The 22,726-nt window shown below is 63.4% G+C and carries 16 protein-coding genes; 10 read left to right on the forward strand and 6 right to left on the reverse strand.

Annotated elements, in window-relative coordinates:
• The first annotated feature begins 13 nt into the window (after window positions 1–13).
• Window positions 14–1,297 (forward strand): adenosylmethionine--8-amino-7-oxononanoate transaminase, encoded by a 1,284-nt coding sequence (gene bioA, locus G533_RS0101060; protein WP_035526034.1) that lies wholly within the window; start codon window positions 14–16, stop codon window positions 1,295–1,297.
• A gap of 3 nt (window positions 1,298–1,300) precedes the next feature.
• On the opposite strand, the gene G533_RS20035 is transcribed toward bioA, so the two are convergent.
• A complete protein-coding gene (locus G533_RS20035; protein ID WP_144079748.1) occupies window positions 1,301–3,142 on the reverse strand; it encodes a hypothetical protein in 1,842 nt (613 codons plus the stop codon).
• A 165-nt stretch (window positions 3,143–3,307) separates the two neighbouring features.
• Between G533_RS20035 and G533_RS20040 the strand changes: the two genes are divergently transcribed.
• Together G533_RS20040 and dbpA are read left to right on the forward strand one after the other, a co-directional pair.
• A complete protein-coding gene (locus G533_RS20040; protein ID WP_035525808.1) occupies window positions 3,308–5,443 on the forward strand; it encodes a YgiQ family radical SAM protein in 2,136 nt (711 codons plus the stop codon).
• Between the two features lie 73 nt (window positions 5,444–5,516).
• A complete protein-coding gene (gene dbpA / locus G533_RS0101075; RefSeq protein WP_027948356.1) occupies window positions 5,517–6,908 on the forward strand; it encodes an ATP-dependent RNA helicase DbpA in 1,392 nt (463 codons plus the stop codon).
• Window positions 6,909–6,951: 43 nt separating this feature from the next.
• Here the strand turns inward: dbpA and G533_RS0101080 are convergent, their stop codons facing one another.
• Window positions 6,952–7,857 carry a hydrogen peroxide-inducible genes activator gene (locus G533_RS0101080; RefSeq protein ID WP_027948357.1) on the reverse strand — a complete coding sequence of 302 codons (906 nt, stop codon included), beginning with the start codon at window positions 7,855–7,857 and terminating at the stop codon, window positions 6,952–6,954.
• Between the two features lie 126 nt (window positions 7,858–7,983).
• Here G533_RS0101080 and G533_RS0101085 point away from each other — a divergent pair, with 126 nt between their 5' ends.
• From G533_RS0101085 to G533_RS0101095, 3 genes are all read left to right on the forward strand, one after another.
• Window positions 7,984–8,403 carry a rubrerythrin family protein gene (locus tag G533_RS0101085; RefSeq protein ID WP_027948358.1) on the forward strand — a complete coding sequence of 140 codons (420 nt, stop codon included), beginning with the start codon at window positions 7,984–7,986 and terminating at the stop codon, window positions 8,401–8,403.
• A gap of 107 nt (window positions 8,404–8,510) precedes the next feature.
• Window positions 8,511–9,833, forward strand: a complete 1,323-nt coding sequence (locus G533_RS0101090; RefSeq protein ID WP_027948359.1) for a heterodisulfide reductase-related iron-sulfur binding cluster — start codon at window positions 8,511–8,513, stop codon at window positions 9,831–9,833.
• A gap of 16 nt (window positions 9,834–9,849) precedes the next feature.
• Window positions 9,850–10,449 carry a DUF3501 family protein gene (locus tag G533_RS0101095; protein ID WP_027948360.1) on the forward strand — a complete coding sequence of 200 codons (600 nt, stop codon included), beginning with the start codon at window positions 9,850–9,852 and terminating at the stop codon, window positions 10,447–10,449.
• A 24-nt stretch (window positions 10,450–10,473) separates the two neighbouring features.
• Here the strand turns inward: G533_RS0101095 and hrpB are convergent, their stop codons facing one another.
• Window positions 10,474–13,050: an ATP-dependent helicase HrpB gene (hrpB, locus tag G533_RS0101100; RefSeq protein ID WP_205622517.1), complete on the reverse strand. Its 2,577-nt coding sequence runs from the start codon at window positions 13,048–13,050 to the stop codon at window positions 10,474–10,476.
• Window positions 13,051–13,330: 280 nt separating this feature from the next.
• Between hrpB and G533_RS23240 the strand changes: the two genes are divergently transcribed.
• Complete coding sequence (locus G533_RS23240) at window positions 13,331–14,116, forward strand: lysophospholipid acyltransferase family protein (RefSeq protein ID WP_027948362.1); 786 nt, start codon at window positions 13,331–13,333, stop codon at window positions 14,114–14,116.
• Window position 14,117: 1 nt separating this feature from the next.
• Here the strand turns inward: G533_RS23240 and G533_RS20050 are convergent, their stop codons facing one another.
• Window positions 14,118–15,857 (reverse strand): DUF885 domain-containing protein, encoded by a 1,740-nt coding sequence (locus G533_RS20050; RefSeq protein ID WP_035525811.1) that lies wholly within the window; start codon window positions 15,855–15,857, stop codon window positions 14,118–14,120.
• A gap of 186 nt (window positions 15,858–16,043) precedes the next feature.
• Here G533_RS20050 and G533_RS0101120 point away from each other — a divergent pair, with 186 nt between their 5' ends.
• Window positions 16,044–16,901 (forward strand): DUF6544 family protein, encoded by an 858-nt coding sequence (locus G533_RS0101120; RefSeq protein ID WP_027948363.1) that lies wholly within the window; start codon window positions 16,044–16,046, stop codon window positions 16,899–16,901.
• A gap of 80 nt (window positions 16,902–16,981) precedes the next feature.
• Here G533_RS0101120 and G533_RS0101125 read toward each other — a convergent pair whose 3' ends face one another.
• Window positions 16,982–18,109 carry a zinc-binding dehydrogenase gene (locus tag G533_RS0101125; protein ID WP_027948364.1) on the reverse strand — a complete coding sequence of 376 codons (1,128 nt, stop codon included), beginning with the start codon at window positions 18,107–18,109 and terminating at the stop codon, window positions 16,982–16,984.
• Between the two features lie 102 nt (window positions 18,110–18,211).
• Between G533_RS0101125 and ptsP the strand changes: the two genes are divergently transcribed.
• Together ptsP and G533_RS0101135 are read left to right on the forward strand one after the other, a co-directional pair.
• Window positions 18,212–20,455 (forward strand): phosphoenolpyruvate--protein phosphotransferase, encoded by a 2,244-nt coding sequence (ptsP, locus tag G533_RS0101130; RefSeq protein ID WP_027948365.1) that lies wholly within the window; start codon window positions 18,212–18,214, stop codon window positions 20,453–20,455.
• 33 nt (window positions 20,456–20,488) lie between these two features.
• Window positions 20,489–21,370, forward strand: coding sequence for a lysophospholipid acyltransferase family protein (locus tag G533_RS0101135; RefSeq protein ID WP_027948366.1), 882 nt, complete (start codon window positions 20,489–20,491; stop codon window positions 21,368–21,370).
• A 13-nt stretch (window positions 21,371–21,383) separates the two neighbouring features.
• Here G533_RS0101135 and G533_RS0101140 read toward each other — a convergent pair whose 3' ends face one another.
• Window positions 21,384–22,697, reverse strand: coding sequence for an MATE family efflux transporter (locus tag G533_RS0101140; protein ID WP_051229901.1), 1,314 nt, complete (start codon window positions 22,695–22,697; stop codon window positions 21,384–21,386).
• Between the last annotated feature and the right edge of the window lie 29 nt (window positions 22,698–22,726).

Here is a 22,726-nt window from a genome sequence, read left to right on the forward strand (position 1 = left end):
AGCACCCGACTGGATGCAGCTGCAAACTGCCGACGCCGCGCATATCTGGCACCCCTACGCATCCGCCATTGATCCGCCTGAGGTCTACCCTGTGCGCAGCGCGCGCGGGGTGCGCCTCACCCTCACAGACGGTCGCGAGCTGATTGATGGAATGGCGTCCTGGTGGTGCGCCATCCACGGCTACAACCACCCGGTACTGAACCGGGCCGCGCAGGCTCAGCTCGAATCCATGTCGCATGTCATGTTTGGCGGCCTGACCCACGCCCCGGCCGTACGTCTGGCACAGCTGCTGGCGGAAATCACGCCCCCTGCACTGGAACGGGTGTTCTTCAGTGACTCCGGTTCCGTGGCCGTGGAAGTCGCGCTGAAAATGGCCATCCAGTACTGGTACTCGACCGGCCACCCGGAAAAGCAGAAATTCGTTGCCCTGCGCAACGGCTATCATGGCGATACGTTTGGCGCCATGTCCGTGTGCGACCCGGTCACCGGCATGCACCACTTGTTCGGCGATGTGTTGCCGCAACACCATTTTGCCCCGGCACCGACCACGGCCTTCGGGGAAACCTGCGACGACAGCGCGATGGCCGCCATGGAGGAACTGCTGGCGACCCACCATCGGCAGCTGGCAGCGGTGATTGTCGAGCCGATCGTGCAGGGTGCCGGCGGCATGCGCTTCTACTCGGCGGACTATCTGGTGCGCCTGCGGGCGCTCTGTGATGCCTTCGACGTGCTCCTGGTGTACGACGAAATCGCTACCGGCTTCGGCCGCACCGGCAAACTTTTTGCCCTCGAGCACGCCGGTGTGGAGCCGGACATACTCTGCCTGGGAAAAGCGCTGACAGGTGGCTACATGACGCTCGCGGCCACGCTGTGTACCCGCCGCATCAGCGACGGTATCAGTGGCGGCGAAGCCGGGGCCTTCATGCACGGGCCGACCTTCATGGGCAACCCGCTGGCCTGTGCGACCGCCGTGGCCAGCGTGGAATTGCTGCTGTCACAGCCCTGGCAGCGTTGTGTGCAGCGCATTCAGCGCGGCCTCGAGAGCGGGCTCGCGCCGGCGCGGGACCTGCCCGGCGTCACGGATGTGCGCACCCTGGGTGCGATCGGTGTTATCGAGCTTGCGGAGCCCGTGGACATGCGGAAAGTGCAGCCGCTGTTCGTGCAGCGGGGCGTCTGGGTGCGGCCCTTCGGCCGGCTGGTTTACTGCATGCCGCCCTACATCATGCAGGACGAGGACCTGGCCACACTCACCTCGGCCATGGTGGCTACGGTCGCCGAGGTATGCGCGGCACGGTAATCCTCAGGGCATAAACTCGCCAGCCTGTTGCAGACGCTCAAGCACCGTGCTGCTTGCATCGCGCACGGCGGCCCAGTGCTCCAGGGCATCCGCGAAGCCACAGGCATACTGGCGGAAGCGCTGCAGCAGCTCTGCCTCGCTACTGCCCGCTGGCACGCCCCGCATCATAACCGGGGACTGCTGTTCCGCCAGCAGCGCCTGTATTTCCCCCAGGGCGCGCTGCAGATAGGCCTGCCAGGCCTCAGAGCCCACCTGTACCGCTTTCTGCTGCTGGTTGCCGATCATCCCCAGTTGACTGGCGTGGCTGTGCGCCACCTCGGTGCGAAAGTCCAGTAACAGGTCGCGGTCCGAACGCGCCGCAATCCGCCGTGCATCCTCCGCCACATGGCGCAGGCGCAACAATGGGCCGGAGGCGTCCTTGTAGTCGATATGGTCGGTGAGGTAGCGCGCGAATAATGGAATACCGCCAGTGGCTGCGATCGGTTCACGGATACTGAAGTGGCGCTCTTCCAACGGCATGTGTGGCACACACCAGGGGTACTCCAGCGAGCAGGCGCGGGGATGGATCGCCTCCACCATGGCCCCGAACAGCCGATCCTCGCCGCGGAAAGCCGGGAAATACGGTGGCAGGAGAGCTGTGTTGTCCAACCCTGTCATCTGCGACATCGACGCCACTTTGATCAGCGACAGACGCGGGCTTCCCAGCCAGTTGCAGCGGTTCTCGATAATGTCCACCAGTGATGCCTCCTGCCCCAGCAGCCGGGTCAGGGAGGCGTCCTGCAGGGAGAGCACCCAGTGTGCGGATGACGTACCCGGGTCACCCCAGGAGCCACTCTGGGTCACCAGAATCGGCGCGTCTGCCTCCAGCACGCTGGCCAGCGAAGCGTTAACGCCCCGCAGCTGCTCCTCCGCCAAGCCGCCCTGCCCCGCCGCGTCCACCACGGCGCCCACAGTGCGCCCCAGCAAACTGGCGTGGCCGCTGAGGGGGTCGAAGTCCGCCGGCACCGCGGCTCGGGCGAGCTCGTCCCGGTCCGCAAAAAAAGCGGCCTGGCGCGAGGCCATGCCGCCAATGGCCAGGCCGGGTTCGGTCACCGGCGGCAACAACGCCTGGCAGAGCACATCATCATCCATGATGATGGCGCGGTAGCCCACCGACAGCAACAGGCACAGCGTACGTGCACGGCCATAGGTCTTGTGGCCGGACCACTGGGCAGGATCGAGTAGAAAACGCAGGCCGTTCTCGGCTGCGGGCTGCGCGGCAATGAGCCCGTTGAGCAGGGCGCGTTGCGCCTCCTCCCCAACGTAGTGCATGTCGGTGGGGCTGCGTGTATTGAAACCGGCCACCAGCTCCCGGTTGGCAGCGCGGCACTCGGCCTGGCGCGAGTCGTCGACAAGGAAGAGCGACTCGTGACGCGATAACTTGCCGTTGCGCAACAGCGACTCCAGCAGGCGCTCCACCGCAGCAGGGCGATCACAGGTAATCACGAAGACACGCGTGGGCGCGGGTGCCCTGCCAGCACCTCCCGACAGACGTGCGGCAGCATCCCCGGCCCGCAACAGCATGCCGTTGGCCAACAGACCCTCCAGAGCCTGCACCGCCAGCTCTGGACGCCCCTGCAGTTCCGGGCGTGTTGCCGCGAGTACACTGGCATGTTCTTCAATGGTGCGAAACGTTGTGCAGGTGGTGAGGCCCTGCACCACCTGCGGCGACATCATCAACTGGCGATTGTTGTCCCGATTGATCACCAGCACCGCCGTGTCGCTTATGCGTACGAGTTCACAGTTGGCAAAGGCGACCAATGGTGCGTGGCTGGAAGAGACTGCTGGCGTAACATCAGTGGACATGGCGAACTATCTGACTCCGGAAATGAGCGCGGAATTCTACCAGAGTCGATCCCGACATGGCCCGGATGCGCAATAATACCGCCAGACGCGCCGGGTCACGCGGCAGGAAGCGCTGCAATCGCGTATACTACACGGTCATTCTGCTACCGTTCACCAGCCACAGTCATGTCCAACAGCCACAGCCCACAGCCCCTGTTTTCCTACCGCAAGTACTGGGCGGAATGCTATGGGGCAGCCCCGGAGCTGCCGATGTCCCGCGCGGAGATGGATGCGCTGGGCTGGGACAGCTGCGACATCATCATTGTCACCGGCGATGCCTACGTGGATCACCCCAGTTTCGGCATGGCAGTTGTGGGCCGCACACTGGAGGCGCAGGGTTTCCGGGTGGGCATCATCGCCCAGCCGGACTGGACCAGCGCAGAAGCGTTCACGGCACTGGGGCGGCCCAACCTGTTTTTCGGCGTGTCTGCGGGCAACATGGATTCCATGATCAACCGGTACACGGCCGACCGCAAACGACGCAACGACGACGCCTACACACCGGGCAACGTGGGGGGCAAACGCCCCGACCGCGCGGTGATCGTATACAGCCAGCGAGTGCGTGAGGCCTACCGGGATGTGCCCCTGATCATCGGCAGTATTGAGGCCAGCCTGCGACGCATTGCGCACTACGATTACTGGAGCGACAAGGTGCGCCGCTCCATTCTGCTCGACTCCCAGGCCGATCTGCTGCTCTACGGCAACGCGGAGCGAGCCCTGGTCGATGTTGCGCACCGCCTCGCCGCCGGCGAGCCGGTAAAACAGATTCGCGATGTGCGCGGCACAGCCTATGTCTGCAAGCGCCTGCCTGAGGCCTATCGGGTCATAGACTCCACCAGTATCGACCTGGTCGGCCCCATCGACCCGCCAGTGAACCCGTATATAGACACCAGCAGCCCCGCCTGTGCCGACGCCTCCGAGGCCGGTCAGAGCGAGGCACTGGAGGTGGTACCGGTGCGCCTGCTGGACCGGCCCGAGGCGGACGAGCAGGCGGTCATTCGCCTGCCCGCCTACGAACAGGTGCGCGACGACCCGGCGCTGTATGCCCACGCCTCGCGCATCCTGCACAAGGAAACCAACCCCTACAACGCACGGCCTCTGGTGCAGGCCCACGGCGACCGGGATGTGTGGCTGAACCCGCCACCCATCCCGCTGGAAACCGAAGAGCTCGACCTGGTTTTTGAGCAGCCCTACACACGGCTGCCCCATTCCAGCTATGGCGATGCGCGCATCCCGGCTTACGAGATGATCCGCCACTCGGTGAACATCATGCGCGGCTGTTTCGGCGGCTGCACTTTCTGCTCCATCACGGAACATGAAGGACGCATCATCCAGAACCGCTCGGAGGACTCGATCATCCGCGAGGTCGAGCGTATTCGCGATACCTCCAAAGCCTTTACCGGCGTTATTTCCGACCTCGGCGGCCCCACCGCAAACATGTGGCGCGTGGCCTGCAAGAGCAAGACCATCGAGGCTGCCTGCCGCAAGCCCAGCTGTGTGTACCCCGGTATCTGCAAGAACCTGAATACCGATCAAACCCCGCTTATCAGCCTCTACCGGCGCGCCCGGGCCGTGAGTGGCGTGAAGAAAGTACTGATTGCCTCGGGGCTGCGCTATGACCTCGCGGTGGAAACGCCCGAGTACGTGGAGGAGCTGGTCAAGCATCACGTGGGTGGCTATCTGAAGATTGCCCCGGAACACACGGAAGACGGGCCTCTGTCGAAGATGATGAAGCCCGGCATGGGCACCTACGATCGCTTCAAGGCCATGTTCGAGCAGTACTCTCAGGAGGCCGGCAAGCAGCAGTACCTTATTCCCTATTTCATCGCCGCACACCCGGGAACCCGGGACGAAGACATGATGAACCTCGCCCTGTGGCTGAAGCGCAACAAGTTCCGCGCCGACCAGGTGCAGACGTTCTACCCCTCGCCCATGGCCACCGCCACCGCGATGTACCACAGTGGCAAGAACCCGTTGAAACGCGTCAGCCGGCAGAGCGACTCCATGCCCACCGTGCGCAAGCTGTCGCAGCGTCGCCTGCACAAGGCCTTCCTGCGTTATCACGACCCGGAAAACTGGCCCGAACTGCGCACGGCGCTGAAGAAGATGGGCCGGGCTGACCTGATCGGCAATGGCAAGCTGCACCTGGTACCGCCCCGGCAACCGGCCAAGCGCCACGCCACCGTCCCCGCCGGCACCCGTGCCTTCGCCACCCAGCACAATGGGCTGCCACGCAACCCGGCGCGACGCAAGCGGCGCTGAGGCAGTCCCGGGGCTGCCTCAGCGCCCCGTAGACCGCCGCCAGGCCGGCATTACACCGAAACAGGACACTCCCGTGAGCACTGAATCCTTTAGCGCACTGCCGCTGCACCCCGACCTGCTGGCCAATCTTGACTCGCTGGACTACCACCGGATGACGCCGATACAGGCAAAAAGCCTGCCGCCGATTCTTGCCGGGCGGGATGTCATCGCCCAGGGTAAAACCGGCTCGGGCAAGACCGCGGCTTTCGGGCTGGGGCTGCTGCAACAACTGCAGGTCAAGCAGTTTGCGGTGCAGGCGCTGGTGCTCTGCCCCACACGAGAGCTTGCCGACCAGGTCGCCAACGAATTGCGGCGCCTGGCACGCAGCATCCACAACATCAAGATCCTCACCCTCTGTGGCGGCGCGGCCTTTGGCCCGCAGATTGGCTCGCTGGCACACGGGGCGCACATCATTGTCGGCACGCCGGGACGCATTGAAGAGCACTTGCGCAAAGGTACCTTGAAACTTGCGGAGCTGCGCACCCTGGTACTTGACGAAGCCGACCGCATGCTCGACATGGGGTTTCAGCCGTCGCTGGACGCCATTCTCGAGTACGTTCCCGCACCGCGGCAGACCCTCCTGTTCAGCGCCACATTTCCAGCGGGGATTGCCGACATCGCACAGCGCGTGATGCAGGAGCCACTGCAGGTGCAGGTCGAATCAACCCACGACAGTGGCACCATCGCCCAGGCTTTTCACCGGGTTGCAGACGACGAGCGCCTGACCGCGCTGCGACTGCTCCTGTTACAGCAGCGGCCCGATTCCGCCGTGGTGTTCTGCAACACACGGCAGGAGTGTGCCGCCGTCGCCGGCGAGCTGCGCCGCAGTGGCTTCAGCGTGCTGCCCCTGCACGGCGATCTGGAACAGCGCGACCGTGACCGCACCCTGGTGCAGTTCGCCAACAAGAGCCTTTCCGTGCTCGTCGCAACTGACGTGGCCGCGCGCGGCCTGGACATCGACGCACTGGACGCGGTGATCAACTACCACATCCCGTGCGACCTCGACGTCTACATTCACCGCATCGGCCGCACCGGGCGTGCGGGCAGGCATGGTCTGGCCTGCACCCTGTTCAGCGAGAAAGAGCAGCACAAGCTGGCGAAGCTCGAGGCACTGCTGGAGCAGCCCATCGCGCCCAGTGCGCTACCGCCGGCGAGCGTGCTGGAACAGCCAGACTACAAACCGCCCATGGTGACCCTGGAGATTGGCGCGGGCAAGAAGCAGAAGTTGCGCCCGGGGGACATTCTCGGCGCGTTGACGGGAGAAAACGGCATTGACGGTGCCGCCGTGGGCAAGATTACCCTGCAGGACAACTGTGCGTTTGTTGCGGTGGCGCGCGCCGCCGCCGGCGATGCCCTGTACAAACTTCAGCAGGGCAAGCTGAAGGGCCGCAGCGTGCGCGCCCGTGCGCTGGACACACGCGCCTGAATCGCGGCGTTATCGCACGCACACACGTTGCCGTGATGGCGCTTCAAGGGCCCGCGTGACAGCGGCTGACAAAGTCACCCAACAAGCGGAACTCGGCCCGGCGCGGTGTTTTCCGCCGCCACATCAAGCCGATGCTGCGCGCGACATTGCGCTCGCTGAACTCGCTGATGCAGACGTTGGTGCCCGAGAGTATATGGGCATCCAGGGCCATGCGCGGCAACAGGGTAATGCCGATGCCGTTTGCCACCATTTGCACAATCGTATTGAGGCTGGTGGCCTGGTAAGGCACCGACACATCGGAATCGCGCAGTTTACAGGCCTCCAGTGCGTGCTCACGCAGGCAGTGGCCATCCTCGAGCAGCAACAGCCCCTCGCCTTTCAACTGCGCCGTGCGCACCACAGGCTGCCCCGCCAGTACATGGCCGGGCGGACTGGCCAGCAGGAATTCATCGCTGAACAGGGGCATGGTTTCCACACCCTCCGCCGGAAACGGCAGCGCTAGCAGCAGTACATCCAGCTCACCGTGATGCAGCGCCGTGACCAGGTGCTGGCTGAGATCCTCGCGGATAAACAGCTGAAATGCGGGGTACTGTTCACGCAGACGGTTGAGCAGCCGCGGCAGGATGAACGGCGCCACGGTGGGAATTACACCCAGGCGCATTTTGCCCGAAAAAGGTTCGGCTGCCGCATCGCACAGGGTCACGAGGTCTTCTACATCGCGCAGCAGATCCTGGCTGCGGCGCACCACATCCTCGCCCAGAGTGGTCAGCAACACCTGCCGGTTGTTGCGCTCCACCAGTGACACGCCGAGCGTGTCCTCGAGCTCCAGGATACCCGCACTCAACGTGGACTGGCTGACATGGCAGGCCTTCGCCGCCTGGCCAAAATGGGCGTACTCAGCCACCGCGCAGAGGTAGCGCAACTGCTTCAATGTCGGTTGTCTGCTCATGCTCATTCAATCGCTTTTCTCGATCAGATTTAACCACTTTTCAAGCTGGACGAATAGCAACCGATAGCCTAGTTTATTAACACCGCACGTCAGTGTCGGCACTCTATCGCCAACAGGAGAAACGCCATGTCCTTGAAAGGCAGTCAAACCGAACAAAATCTCAAAGATGCGTTTGCAGGTGAATCCCAGGCCAACCGTCGCTACCTGTATTTTGCGGCCAAGGCTGACGTCGAAGGCTACAACGATGTGGCGGCGGTATTTCGCTCCACGGCGGAAGGCGAAACGGGCCACGCACACGGCCACCTTGAGTATCTGGAGGAAACCGGTGATCCCGCCACGGGCCTGCCCATCGGTGCCACCGCCGACAACCTCAAGGCTGCCATTGCCGGCGAAACCCATGAGTACACCGACATGTACCCCGGCATGGCAAAGACAGCGCGCGACGAAGGCTTTGATGAAATAGCCGACTGGATGGAAACGCTGGCCAAGGCAGAGCGCAGCCACGCCAACCGCTTCCAGAAAGCACTGGATACGCTGGACGCCTGAACCGGCTGCCGGGACCTGCCGACGCCACTCTGGCTGTACCTGAGAACGGGTTCGTGGCGCCCCTGCGAACCCGTTTTTCGTGATCGCCCGCAGACGAGGAATTCGCCGTGAGAGAAGGAAGCCTGGAAGCCCCCATACGACACCCGGTTGCATGGCGCTCGGATGACTTCTGGGATCAGGCCAAACTCGACGCCGAACTGGAGCGCGTCTACGACATCTGCCATGGCTGCCGGCGCTGCGTGAGCCTGTGCGACAGTTTCCCCACCCTGTTCGACCTTGTCGATGAATCCGAAACCCTGGAGGTGGATGGCGTTGCAAAATCCGACTACCACAAGGTGGTCGAGCAATGTTACCTCTGCGACCTCTGTTACATGACCAAGTGCCCCTACGTGCCTCCGCACGAGTGGGCGGTGGACTTTCCTCACCTGATGCTGCGTGCCAAAGCCAACCATTTTCGCAAGGAAGGCGCGCGACTGCGCGACCGGGTCCTCACCAGTACCGATCGTACCTTCGGCCTGGCGACCATTCCGCTGGTGGATATCACGGTGAATGCGCTGAACAACAACAGCACTTTTCGCCGGGCGCTGGAGTCGGGCTTTGGCATTCACCACGCAGCGCCGCTGCCCGCCTTCAGCAGCAACACCCTGCGCAAGCGGGTCAAGCCCCTGGTACGCAACCTGGCGCCCGAGGCGGTGGGTGAAACCACCGGTAAGGTCGCGCTTTATGCCACCTGTTATGGCAACTACAACAGCCCGCACATCGGCGAGGATTTCGTCAGGGTCTTCCAGCACAACGGCATCCACATCGATATCGTGCCCAAAGAGAAATGCTGTGGCATGCCCAAGCTGGAACTGGGCGACCTGGATTCGGTGGAAAAGCTGCAGAAAGCCAACATCCCTGTGCTCGCTAAACTGGTAGACGAGGGCTACGATCTCATTGCCCCCATTCCCTCCTGCGTGCTTATGTACAAGCAGGAACTGCCCCTGCTGTTTCCCGAAGATCCCGACGTGCAGAAAGTGAAACAGGCCTTCTACGACCCGTTCGAATATCTCTGGCTGCGCCACAAGGGTGGCGCCCTGCAGACGGAATTCCCCAACGCGATGGGCAATATCGCCTATCAGGTAGCCTGCCACCAGCGGGTGCAGAACATCGGTCTGAAAACCCGCGACGTATTGCAACTCGTGCCGGGGACGGCCGTCACCGCTCAGGAACGCTGCTCCGGCCACGATGGCACCTATGCGATCAAACAGGAAACCCGCGACAAGTCAGTCAAGATCGCCCGACCTGTGGTACGCAAGGTCGATCAGCAGGCAGCGGACCACTTCACAAGCGACTGTCCGATGGCGGCTACGCACATCGCCAACCTGTCAGACACGGTGGAACGGGCAGAACATCCCATGACCCTGCTGCGCAAGGCCTACGGCCTGTAACTGGAAGGAGAGATTTATGCGCCCGTTGACACGTGCAGACCTCTGGTCACTGGAAGAGTACGCGGTGGAACGCCCCCGGTTTCGCAGCCAGGTACTCGAGCACAAGAAAACACGACAACTCTCGCTCGGTGAGCACGCCCGCCTCTACTTCGAGGATGCGCTGACCATCAAATACCAGATCCAGGAAATGTTGCGCATTGAAAAAGTGTTCGAAGCCAGCGGCATCAATGAGGAGCTGGAGGCCTACAACCCGCTGATTCCAACTGGACACAACTGGAAGGCCACCTTCATGCTTGAGTACGCCGATCCTGTCGAGCGCGCCCGCCGGCTGGCGGAAATGATCGACATAGAAGACAGGGTCTGGCTGCAGGTGGGCAATGGCGAACGTATCTATGCCATTGCCGATGAGGATCTCGAGCGTAGCAACGCGGTAAAAACCTCGTCGGTGCACTTCATGCGCTTCGAGCTGTCCCCCGACATGATCACCGCCGCCAAACGCGGCGAGCCGATTCAGGCGGGCATCGACCACCCTGCGTACCCCATAGAGGGGTTCACCATCGAGCCCGGCATACGCGAGGCGCTGACCGCCGACCTGGCTGACAACGCCGTTCACTGAAGCACGGCACGGCTGCTCCCGGTCTCAACCGCTCTCTGCGCGCTTGCGGGTCAGGTGCGTGGCAACGGCAGTCAGCGGGTTGTCTGGCCAGGGGTGCTTGGGATAACGCCCCTTCATTTCCTTTTTCACCTCGGGGTACACATTGCGCCAGAAGGTGGCCAGGTCCTGTGTCACCTGCAGAGGCCGGCGCGCAGGCGACAGCAGCTGCAGTTGCAGGGGTTGCAAGCCGCCGGCGATACACGGGGTGTCCTCGCAGCCGAACATCTCTTGTAGCTTCACCGCCAGCACGGGTGTGTCGCCTGTGTAATCAATGCTGATATTGTTGCCGGAGGGCACTTTGATGCGCTCCGGTGCCAGCCGCTCCAGTTCCCGCGGCAGGGGCCAAGGCAGCAGACCGGCGAGTATGCTGCGCAGATCAACGCGGCCGAAGTCGGCCAGACGTGTAACGCCACCCAGATGGGGCAACAACCAATCGTCGATCGTAGCCAACAGGCTTGCATCGTCCAACGCGGGCCACGGCGCATCCGGGCGCGCTGGTTGCAGGTGCCGCAACAGCCTCACCCGCGCTCGCCATTGCTCCAGCCACGGCGTCCATGGCAGCACCTGCAAACCGCGCCTGTGCAGCAGTGCCCGCAATGCCTCATCTCTGGCACCGGCTGGCACCACTGCGAGGGTTTCGCGCTGCAGCAGCAGCTGGCCTACCTGCCGCCGGCGTTCAGCAACAAACCGCTCTTGGCGATCATCCCATTCCACCCGTTCCACAACCCGGACCAGCGGCGCCAACACATCTTCAAAGCGCACACTGTCCAGTGCGGCAGCGGCATAAACACGGTCACTTGACTGGCCCTGCACACCGCCCAGATCCGCTACCGCCAACCAGCGTGCAGCGGCCAGCGCGTCCTCCGGCGGCAGGCTGGCGCTGCGGCCATTGGCCAGCTGAAAAGCGCCCGGCGCAGCGCCCGGCCGGGCGCAGGCAACCCGTTCCGGCCAGGCCAGCGCGATCAGCACGGCCAGTTGCCCATCCGCCGAAAGGGATAGCGCCCCCACCTCGACTTCATGCGCACCCGGCGCTGATCCATGCTTGCGCGCGAGGCTGGTATAACGCCGTGCCTGTTGCCAGGTGCGCTGAAACCAGGCGCGCAGCGGCGCTTGTCGGGGCACCTCTCCCCGCAGGCACGCCAGCGCAGGGCTCAGGTCCACCCCCTCGGAAGAGAACGGGTTGCGCTCGGCGAGCAGCGCCGCGAGTAACGCTGCGGTTTCGGCCGCGCCCATGTCGGCCCCGCACAGCAACATATGACCCAGCCGCGGGTGCAGGGGCAAGCCGGCCAGCTGCACACCGTGCCGGGTCAACTGCCACTGCCCTGAGTCACGCACAAACGCCGCCGCGCAACGCTGCAATACCTCCAGAGCCTGCTGCCAGTGTGCCGCCGGCGGGGTGTCCAGCCAGGCCAGTTCCGCGGGCGAGCTCACCCCCCAGGCCAGCAATTGCAGGGCCAGCGGCGCCAGGTCGGATTGCAGTACCTCGGGAACCCGCTGCTCCGGCAGCGCGGCATACTGATCCGTACTGTACAGCCGCAGGCAATAACCGGGGGCCAGGCGGCCGGCGCGGCCAGCCCGCTGAGCCGCGGACGCCTGGGAAATTCGCCGCGTGGCAAGGCGTGTGGTACCCGTGGCAGCGGCAAACAGCGCCTGTCGCTCCAGCCCGCTGTCTATCACCGTGGTAACCCCCTCGATGGTCAGGCTGGTTTCGGCAATGTTGGTCGCCAACACCACCTTGCGCCGCCCGGCATCACAGGGGTCAATCGCTGCCTGCTGCTGGGCCAGGGAAAGGCCCCCGTGTAGCGGCAGTGTGCGCACATCCTCTGGCACATGGCCGGCAAGCCGGCTTTGCACACGGCGAATCTCCGCCTGCCCGGGCAGGAAAACCAGCACACTCCCGGCGCGTTCCGCGAGTACGCGCTGTACACCCCGCACTACCGGCCCCTCAACAGGCTCCGTACTGGACAGGCCCGCGCCATATTCGATGTGCACCGGAAATTGACGCCCCGGGGACACCAGCACGCATGGCGACTGCAACAGGCCCGCCACCGGAACCCCCTGCAGGGTCGCCGACATGACCATGATGCGCAGCGGCACGTCATCGCGGAAAAGCGCACGACTCTGCAGAGTGAGGGCGAGGCCCAGTTCGGCATCGAGATTGCGCTCGTGGAACTCATCGAAAATAACCAGCCCCACACCGGACAGACCCGGGTCTGCCTGCAGACGGCGCGCGAGCACACCTTCGGTGATGACCTCCACGCGTGTGGCTGCGCTGACCCGGCTTTCCAGACGCATGCGATAGCCCACCCGCTGACCCGTCGTCTCACCCAGGAGCTGTGCCATACGGGCGGCCGCTGCGCGCGTGGCAACGCGTCGTGGCTGTACCAGGAGAATCGATTGCTCTGCCAGCCATGTCTCAGAGAGCAGGGCCAGTGGCACCAGGGTGGTTTTGCCTGCCCCGGGCGGCGCCTCCAGCACCACGTCACGGCCCGCCGCCAGTGCCTCCCGCAAGGGTGGCAGTACGTCGGTAACGGGTAGCGCGGGCAGGTTCAGGGCTGGCATCGCGTCATGGTAGCTGAGCACGCCGGGCTGGCCAATGCTGGTGCGCAGCGCCGATCACTTGCACCGCCCTGGTGCACGCAGCCTGGTTCAGGCGTGGCTGCACACACGCCTGCATCGCACTGTCACGCCAGCTTCAAGCCTCCGTCATGCCTTTGTCACCGCCAGGAGGCACCCTATAACGCAGATGGCAGGCTTATTGCAGCAAGTATTGCGGCACACAGTACCCCGGTTGGCACCCGACTGACGACGACTGCGGTACCCGCAGAGGAGTAGCAGGCATATGAACACCCTGGTGATGCGCAATGAAGAGAACGCGCCGGCGCTGCAGCGCAGTTTGCCGGACCTCGAGTCGGTACTGCGCACGGCCCTCACCGGCCAGGCCGTGGCAGCCACATCCCTGCTGGGCACACTCGCTGCACGTTTCGGCGGCTCGTCACGAGGCAATGCCAATCGCATTACCCAGCTATTGGGTGACCTGGGTTGCGGCTTCGCCGGGCTGGAGCTGGATATCGATGGTCCTGAATTTCTGCGCCAGCGCGGGCCGGTGATCTATGTGTTCAACCACCAGAGTCTCCTCGACGCGATGATCCTGGCGCGGCTGCTGCGGCGCGACGTCGTACCGTTCTGCAAGCAGGAGATGGCTGGCAAGCCGCTGCTGGGCGCCCTGCTGGCCAACGCCGGTACTATTTTTGTTGATCGCGATGCGCCGGACCAGTCCGCGGTGTTGCAGGCAGCGCAGGCTGTGCTTGCCGACGGTCGCTCGCTGGTGATTGCGCCGGAAGGCACCCGCAGTGCCAGCGGCGCCCTGCAGCCGTTTCGCCACGGCGCCTTCTTTCTGGCAAAAAAGGCCCGCGTGCCCATTGTGCCCATCGTTCTGCACAATGTTCACGATGCCCTGCCGAAGGGCGGATTGCTGCTGCGACCGGCTACCGTGCGGGTTTCTGTTCTGCCCCCTGTCGCGCACGATGCCGAGCGCAACGTACGCGGCTTGTGTGCACAGGTGGAGGGGGCCTACCGCAGCCGGCTCGGCCAGCCACACCGGCCACAGCTGGCCTCGGCTGGCTGATTCAACTGCGCTGATTGGCAACCCATGCGTCCATACGGCGCTCCAGGGCATCCAGCGGAATCGCACCCGCGCCCAGCAGATGGTCGTGAAAAGCGCGAATATCAAACGCGTCGCCCAACGCATCTTCGGCGCGTTCACGCAGCGCCAGAATCTTCAGCTGGCCAATCTTGTAGGCCAGTGCCTGCCCCGGCCAACCGATATAGCGGTCAATTTCGTTGACGATATCGGCTTCGCTCTTGCCCGCATGCGCCGTGAAGTAATCGATGGCTTCCTGCCGGCTCCAGCCAAAGTAATGAATGCCGGTATCGACCACCAACCGCACCGCACGCCACATATCGTAAGTCAGCTGTCCGTAGCGTGAGTAGGGGTCGGTATAGAGCCCCATCTGATAGCCGAGCCGCTCGGAGTAAAGGCCCCAGCCTTCGATAAAGGCCGTCTCCCCTCCCGTGGTACGAAACAGGGGCAGGCCCTCGAGCTCCTGGGCCAATGCGATCTGCAGATGGTGGCCTGGCACCGCCTCGTGTACGGACAGGACTTCCATTTCGTACTTCGGCCGCACTTCGGGGCGATACAGGTTCACGTAGTAATAGCCGGGCTGGGTACCGTTGGCTGCTGGCCGGCTGTAGTAGGCAGTTGTTGTGTCGGGGGCGATGGTATCCGGGATCGGGCGCACACCGTAGGGCATGCGCGGCAACTTGCCAAACAGTTTTACCAGCTGCGGATCAAGGCGCTTGGCAATGGCCAGGTAACCCTCGAAAAGTGCCTCCGGGCTGTTGTAGTAGAACTGCGGATCCGAACGCAGGAACGTATTGAAAGCCTGCAGGTCTCCCGCGAAGCCAACACTGCGTTTTACGTCCTCCATCTCCTCCAGCAGGCGCGCCACTTCGGCCTTGCCGACTTCGTGAATGGCCTCTGGCGTCATGTCGGTGGTGGTGAAATAGCCTGCGAGGAAGCGGTACAGTGCTTTGCCTTCGGGCAGGCTGCCAATGCCCGGCTGTTCGCGGCAGGCAGGCAGATAAGTGGCGAGGAGAAATTCGCGGAATTCAGCCAGCGCCGGATTCAATCCCCGCTCGATCACCGCACTGGCCTCGCGCCGCAACTCAGCCATCCGGGCTTCATCAAGCCCCGCGGTGGCGCTGTTGAACGGTTTGTAGAATGGGCTATCCTCAGGTTCGCCCGCCAGCAAGCGGTCGATTTGGGCGGGAACACGTTCCATGACGACGCGCGCCTGGGTGCGCTCCTGGCGAATACCCTCCTGCAATAGCGCGCGGTAGTCAGCCAACAGCTGCGGCAGCTGCTGCAGGCGTTGCAGCCAGTCGCGGTAATCGCGCTCGCTATTGAAGGTCACACGCTCCTGCAGGGTGTGCAGGTGTTGCGGTCCTGAACGCATATTGATCGGCATCAGGTAGAGGCCAAGGGCGTATTCACTGCGCTCGCTGCGCAAGCGCCGCAGGAGCATGGCATGGCTAAGCTGCTGCTGCTCGTTCAGGGCGTCAACATCCACCGCTTCAAGCTGCGTGAGAAAATCAGCACGCTGTGCGTCGCGCTGTGCGTGCGCTGCCAGGCCCATATCGCCCCAGCGGTCATTGGCACCGGTGTCCCCGAGGTAGGTGCGCAACTGCGGTGATTGCTCGAGTGTCCAGGACCAGTGGGCATCCACTATTGCGTTGAACCTGTCGGCCGGGGCCGCAACTGCGCAGGTGGCACCCAGCACGAGCAAGGCAAAGAGTACAGATTTCATGTCGGCCTCCTGTCCAAAAGGGGAATCATACCTGCACCAGGCGCAGTGTGTCGTGGGTGCTCACGGCAGGCCTGGCACCCTCCGCATCGCCATAGACGCCATCGCTGCGCACGTCCTCCGGCACTCGTGCTAATCTCTGGACGGGTCTTGCCAGCGTTTGCTGCGCCTATGGCGTTAGGGGTATTGATGATTTGGTTGAGCTGTATTGTGACCGCTGCAGCGCTGCTTGTTGCAATGCTTGTTTGCTGGCGGGTGCGTGAACAGAAAGCGGAAAACAACGCCTGGCGCGAACTCGCCGGCATACAGTACGACGCCGGTGAAACGTTCCAACCCGCGATGGTCGCCGATCTTCCCGAGCCGGCTCGGCGTTACTTCAACTTCACTATTCAGCCCGGCACCAAGCTGGTGCAAGCGGTCGAAATCGACATGACCGGTGAGCTGAGCCTGGGCACAGCTGAGGAGCCCGCCTACCGCCCCATGAGCGCCCGCGAGATTCTCTGCCCGCCCTGCGGGTTTATCTGGTCACTGCGGTGCGGAGCCATCAGCGGCACTGAGGGCATTCTGCACGGCGCGTCCTGGACCCGTTTCTGGTTGTTGAGGCTGCTGCCCGTGGCGCGCGCCGGCGGGCCGGACCACCTGCGCTCGGCGTTTGGCCGCCTGGTAGCCGAGAGTGCCTTCTGGGCACCCGCCAGCCTGCTGCCCGGTGCCGGCGTAACCTGGGAGGCTCTCAGTGCCAACAGCGCTCGTGTGACCCTGACGGCAGGCCCCCTGATGGCAGGCCCCCTGATGGCAGGCCCCCTGCAACAGTCCGTGGAGATTCACGTGGATGCACAGGGTGCGCCCGAGCGCGTCATCTTCCAGCGCTGGAGCAATGCCAACCGCGATCAGGCGTATCGACTACAGCCCTTCGGCGGTGAGCTTTCCGGATTTCAACAGTTCGATGGCTACCGGCTACCCACGCGCGTGGTCGCAGGCAACCACTATGGCACGCCGGACTACTTTCCGTTTTTCAAAGTGACCGTCACGGATGTGCGCTTCCCTTGAACGGAGCAACATGCCCATACCACGCGCTACCCGCAAGGGGCAGGCCGGTGCGGGCAGCGCGGTAACGCGCAAGCAGCGCGTCAGTCCTGCGGCAGTACGAGGTATTTCTCACCCGTCGCGCGGCGATTGTAGGCTTCTATCGCGTCGACACTGAGCGCCTCGGCCAGCGTGACCCGCCGCGTGTAATGGCTGGCAAACGTCGTTTTGATTTCCGCCGCCACCCGCGCACGCATCTCGCCCACCTTCTGGTGACCGGCTTTCTGCAAAAACAGGGGCAACAACCAGCCGCCAATGTTCCACGCGAACCCGAAATTGCGCGTCAGCACCGTGGGGCCCAGATCGAGGGCGCCATAAATATACAGCTGCTTGAACGTGTTGGACCCGTAGCGGTTGTACTCGGTCATCTTGCGCGCTGCGACCGCCTCCATGCTGTTGAGGATGGTGCCGCCCAACTTGCCGCCACCAATGGCATCAAAGGCAATTGTTGCATCCGTGGCGTCCAGCGCTGCCAGCAAATCCTGCTGGAACGATTCGGACCCGGAATTCACGACGTACTCTGCTCCCTGCGACGTCAACAGCTCACTCTGCTCGGTTTTGCGCACAATATTCACCAGCGGAATGGCGTCAGCCTGGCACAGCCGGTTCAGCATCTGCCCCAGGTTCGACGCGGCCGCCGTGTGCACCAGCGCCTTGTGACCCTCCATGTGCAGCGTTTCCACCATGCCCAGTGCCGTCATCGGGTTGACGAAGCAGGACGCACCCTCAGCGGCTGATGTCCCATCATTCAGCACCAGGCAGGCGTGTGCGTTGACACAGCGATACTGGGCAAACATCTCACCGCCAAATGCGCCTACGGTTTTTCCCAGCAGGGCCTGAGCGGCATCGGAGCTGCCCGCGGCGACCACGGTACCGGCGCCCTCGTTGCCCGCCGGCAGCGCCTGCCCCAGGCGCGCCTGCACGAGGCGCATGGCCGAGGCCGGAATATCTGCGGTGATGACCGGACGCTCAGCACTACCGCTATTGCGTGCGGTGCTCATGTCGGCCGGCCCGAACAGCAGGGCGAGGTCGGACGGGTTGATGGGCGCCGCCTCCACGCGCACCAGCACTTCGTCGGGGCCCGGCTGCGGTAGAGGCACGTCCTCCAGCCAAAGCGTCAGGGTGTTGTCATCGTTCACGCGCGTACGCAACTGCAATCCGGTATCTGCCATGCGGGTTTCCTCTCTTTGTAGGCTGGCAACGATCGGGCACTATAGCGGATACTAGAGACAAGTGCTTCACTCCCCGCCACCAGGGCACCGGAACACCAATCGATGAATACGCTGCAGGAACTGACCCGCATTGTGCAAGCCGCCGCCCAGGCGGACCAGACCGAAGACCAGGTAAAGCTGATCGTGGAAGCGATCCACCGCGCGATCGCGGTCGATGTCTGTAGCCTGTACATTGCCGCAACCGATGGCGCCATGGTACTGGTGGCCAGCCACGGCCTGGACCAGCAGGCCGTGGGCTACAGCCGCTTGCCCGCGGGCCGCGGCCTGGTGGGTCGCGTGGCGCAAACGCGACACCCCATCAACGTGGCCGAGGCCGCGTCGCACCCCGATTTCTGCTATCTGGCGGAAACCCGTGAAGACGAATTCATCAGCTTCTGCGGGGTTCCCGTGGTGCGAGCCGGTGCCGTTATCGGCGTGCTGGTGGTGCAGTCTCGCGAAGGCCGCCTGATGTCCGCGGATGAACAGGCGTTTCTGGTGACGCTATCGACCCAGTTGGCTCTGGTACTGCCTCCCGAACCGCTCGCCGTGCATGCGCCGGCCAACGCCGTGCGGCGGGTGCGGGGCGTGAAGGGTGCGCCCGGCACCGGCATCGGCAACGCCTGGCTGTGTGAGAACGTCGACCTCTACGCCGTTCCCGACCGTCCCTGCGAAGACCCCGCCGCCGCGATCAGCGAGTGGCACCAATTGCTGGCCAAAGTGAGCGATGACGTCGAGAACGAACGCAGGCAACTGGGTGAGCAGCTCTCGGAAGGGGTCAGCGCGGTGTTCAAGGCCTACCAGATGCTGCTCAATGACCCGGGGCTGCGCCTGGGTGTCGAACAGGCCATCGCAGGTGGACAATGGTTACCCGGTGCCCTGCGGCAGGTCGTGCATCACTACGCCGAAGTGTTCCTGGCCATGGAGGACCCCTATCTGCGCGCGCGCAATGAAGACCTCCATCACCTCGGCAACAAACTCTACCAGTCCTGGGCCGGTGCCAGTGGCAATGCGCCTGCCGACGATCACGGCCCCCTGGTGCTGGTTGGCGCCAAGGTGAGCGTGTCGGATATCGCCGCCTGTGACCCACTGCGCCTCGCGGCCATCGTCTGCTACGAGGGGTCGAGCCTGTCACACACGGCGGTGCTGGCCAACGCGCTGGGCGTACCCGCGGTCATGGGAACCGGCAAGTTGAAGGGCATTGACGACGGCAGCCCCCTGATTGTGGATGGCAATACAGGGCAGGTCATACTCTACCCCAGCCCCTCCATCCGGCTGGAATTCGAGCGGCTGCAGCGCGCCGAACAGGCACTGAAGGGGGAGCTCGCGAGCCTGCGGGACGAGCCAGCAACCACGACGGATGGTGAACGGGTGCGACTCATGGCCAACACCGGCCTGCTCGCGGATATTTCGCCGGGGCTCGCCAACGGCGCCGAAGGCATCGGGCTGTACCGCACCGAAATGCCTTTCATGATCAGCGAAACCTTCCCCTCGGAAGAGGAGCAGCTGAATATCTACCGGCAGGTGCTGGACGCCTACCGCGGGCGGCCGGTCTACATGCGTATCCTCGATATCGGTGGCGACAAACCCCTGCCCTACTTCCCGATACATGAAGAAAACCCTGCTCTTGGGTGGCGCGGCATCCGTTTCTGCCTGGACAACAGTTCCCTGCTGATGACTCAGGTGCGCGCCATGCTGCGCGCTGCGGAGGGTGGCGCAGACCTGCATATACTGCTGCCAATGATCAGCAACAGCGGGGAAATTGCCGCTTTCGGGGGCGTCCTGAACGATGCCCTGCAGCAGTTGCGCGATGAGGGCGTTGACGTCCACCGCCCCAAGGTGGGGATTATGGTGGAAGTACCGGCGGCCATATCACTGCTGCCGGCCTGGGCAAACAGGCTGGATTTCATCTCCATCGGCTCCAACGACCTCAGCCAGTACCTGCTCGCACTGGACCGCAACAACCCACGCGTGGCGGGTGCCTACGATCACATCCACCCTGCAGTGCTGCAGGAAATAGCGCGTATTACCACCCACGCCCATGCCGGCGGGCTGCCACTCAGCCTCTGTGGCGAGATGGCGGCGGACCCCGCCGCGGTGGTATTTCTGCTTGGCATCGGTATTCGTACACTGAGTATGAGTGCGTCCAAGCTGCCGCGAATAAAGTGGTTACTGCGCTCAATATCGGCCCGGGATGCCGCAGACCTCGCGCAGCAGGCCCTCACCCTGGACAACAGTGCTGACATCCGCGCGCTGCTGGAGGGTGCGCTGCATCAACGCGGCCTTGGGCGCCTGCTGGGCAGTGAATGATACAATCACGCGTTCACGCTATCGGGAAAACACATGACGGCTCTGGACAAAGACAACCAGCCCCTGGCTGGCGAACGCCTGCAACGGCATATCGAGCGCGCGCTGGCACTGACTGAAGTACCGCAGAGCCGTGACCTGCAAATTGCCTACCAGCTCATCAAACGCCTTTTCCGGCCGGTGGTCAGCGGCGTAGAGCACATTCCCGATAAACCGTGCCTGTTCGTGGGCAACCACAGCCTGTTTGCCCTGGACGGCATGATTGTTGTTTCGATTCTGCAACAACAGTACGGACGTTTCCTGCGCCCCCTGGGCGACAAGTTTTTGTTCACGCACCCATCACTGGAAAATGCCTTGCTGGCACGCGGTGCGGCCATGGGCCACCCCGAAGTCTGCCGCGCGCTGATGGCCCACGGGCAGGACCTGCTGGTGTTTCCAGGCGGCGCGCACGAGGCCGTGAAGCCCAACCGGCTGCGCTACCAGCTGCAGTGGAAGGAGCGCTTCGGCTTCATTCGCATGGCCGCGGAACACGGTTACACGATCATGCCCTTTGGCATCGTTGGCCCGGACGAGTTCTACGACCACCTGATCGAGAGCGAAGCCCTGCCCGACTCACTCCCGGGCCGGCTCTTACAGCGCGTGGGCCTGCTCACCGACGATACCCGCGGCGATGCCCTGCCCCCGATTGCGATGGGCGCACTCGGCAGCCTGCTGCCAAAACCCCAGCGCTGTTATCTGGGCTTTGGGCAGCCGGTCAGCCTCGCGGCCTACACCCGGCGCAAACCGGGCAAGGTGCAACAGCGCAAAATTCGCGACCAGATTGCCGGTGAGATCGAGCAGCAGCTGCGCGAACTCCTCCTGCTGCGGGAGCAGCAACGCGGGGAGAACAGCCTGCTGCGACGCATCCTGACGCTGTAACAGGCAGGCTGCGCTAGTCCGCCATCACCCGCGCCAGCCGCGAGGGCTTGCGCCAGGTCGAACCGCGCAGGCGCAGCAGGTAGACCACCGCAAGGGCAAGCAACATGGCCACAAAGCCCCACCAGCTTACCAGCGGCCCCACCTCGAGATGCTTGATCATCACGTACTGGGCGACCAGCATCAGCACGTGCAGGCTCATTGACGTGTTCATCAGCCAGCGGGTGTCTCCAGCGCCACGCAGCACACCGCTGCAGACCAGTATCACCGCATCGGCCACTACATACGTGGCCATACCCAGCATCATGCGCGCTCCCAGGCTGGCGATTTCGCTGAAGTCCTCGCCGGGCGTGGCGAACACCATCATCAACTCGTAGCGAAACAGCACAAAGAACAGCGCCAGTACCACCGAGAATCCCAGCGCAATGGTGAAGCCCGCGGCGATAAGCTGGCCCGCTCGCGTCATATCCCGCGCACCCACATAGCGGCCAATCATGCTGGTGATCGCGATATTCAGGCCGATCAATGGCACGTAGTTGAGCATATCCCAGTTGAAGACAATGGCCATGGCCGCACCTTCGGCAATGCCGTAGGACTGGAATAGCAACAAAAAGAAATTGAACGTTGCAGCGCCGACAAAAGTCTCGAAACCAGAGGGCAGGCCCAGCCGCACGTAGCGACGCAGAATGCCCGGATCAAAGCGGAACGAGTCGGCCACGTGGAACCGCTCGCGGTGAATACGATTGAAGTAAAAGGCTGCGTAGATCAACAGGCTGCAGGCCGTGGCAATCACCGTGGCCAGCGCCGCTCCACGGATGCCCAGCTCCGGGAAACCCAGTTTGCCGAAGATCAGCGCCCAGGTCAGCGGGATATTAATGAGCACACCCAGCACATCGGTAATCATTACAACGCGGGTTTTGCCAATGCCACAGAAGTACCCCGCGACACAGGCCTTCAACAACGCAAAGAACGCGCCGCTCATCATCACGAAGTAGTACTGGCGCTCCAGAACAACCTGTTCGGGTGGATGGCCCATGGCGGAAAACAGCCCACCCATGCCCCAGGCGATAACCAGCAGCAACGGCTGACACGCCAGCGCCATGATCGCGCCCTGGGTGAGTACGCGCGGGCATTTTTCCAGTTGCCCGGAACCGTAGTACTGCGCCACCAGTGCCGTGGCGTAGGACATGATGCCGATGAACAGCGACACACTGACGAAAAAGGTGACACCGCCACCCAGCGCTGAGGCGATATGCAGGGCGTCAATGCGGGATAGAAAAAAGCGGTCGGTGAATACCATGAGCGCGAACGCGCTCTGCGACACTACCATAGGTAGCGCCATGCGGAGCAATTCGCGTG

The organism is Haliea salexigens DSM 19537, assembly GCF_000423125.1.
Lineage (GTDB): Bacteria > Pseudomonadota > Gammaproteobacteria > Pseudomonadales > Halieaceae > Haliea > Haliea salexigens.

Excerpts from the sequence above, each read along its gene's own strand:
- bioA (WP_035526034.1), top strand. The coding sequence starts at position 14 with ATGCAGCTGCAAACTGCCGACGCCGCGCATATCTGGCACCCCTACGCA.
- G533_RS20035 (WP_144079748.1), bottom strand. The coding sequence starts at position 3,142 with ATGTCCACTGATGTTACGCCAGCAGTCTCTTCCAGCCACGCACCATTG.
- G533_RS20040 (WP_035525808.1), top strand. The coding sequence starts at position 3,308 with ATGTCCAACAGCCACAGCCCACAGCCCCTGTTTTCCTACCGCAAGTAC.
- G533_RS0101080 (WP_027948357.1), bottom strand. The coding sequence starts at position 7,857 with ATGAGCAGACAACCGACATTGAAGCAGTTGCGCTACCTCTGCGCGGTG.
- G533_RS0101085 (WP_027948358.1), top strand. The coding sequence starts at position 7,984 with ATGTCCTTGAAAGGCAGTCAAACCGAACAAAATCTCAAAGATGCGTTT.
- G533_RS0101095 (WP_027948360.1), top strand. The coding sequence starts at position 9,850 with ATGCGCCCGTTGACACGTGCAGACCTCTGGTCACTGGAAGAGTACGCG.
- hrpB (WP_205622517.1), bottom strand. The coding sequence starts at position 13,050 with ATGCCAGCCCTGAACCTGCCCGCGCTACCCGTTACCGACGTACTGCCA.
- G533_RS23240 (WP_027948362.1), top strand. The coding sequence starts at position 13,331 with ATGAACACCCTGGTGATGCGCAATGAAGAGAACGCGCCGGCGCTGCAG.
- G533_RS20050 (WP_035525811.1), bottom strand. The coding sequence starts at position 15,857 with ATGAAATCTGTACTCTTTGCCTTGCTCGTGCTGGGTGCCACCTGCGCA.
- G533_RS0101120 (WP_027948363.1), top strand. The coding sequence starts at position 16,044 with ATGATTTGGTTGAGCTGTATTGTGACCGCTGCAGCGCTGCTTGTTGCA.
- G533_RS0101125 (WP_027948364.1), bottom strand. The coding sequence starts at position 18,109 with ATGGCAGATACCGGATTGCAGTTGCGTACGCGCGTGAACGATGACAAC.
- ptsP (WP_027948365.1), top strand. The coding sequence starts at position 18,212 with ATGAATACGCTGCAGGAACTGACCCGCATTGTGCAAGCCGCCGCCCAG.
- G533_RS0101135 (WP_027948366.1), top strand. The coding sequence starts at position 20,489 with ATGACGGCTCTGGACAAAGACAACCAGCCCCTGGCTGGCGAACGCCTG.
- G533_RS0101140 (WP_051229901.1), bottom strand. The coding sequence starts at position 22,697 with ATGGTAGTGTCGCAGAGCGCGTTCGCGCTCATGGTATTCACCGACCGC.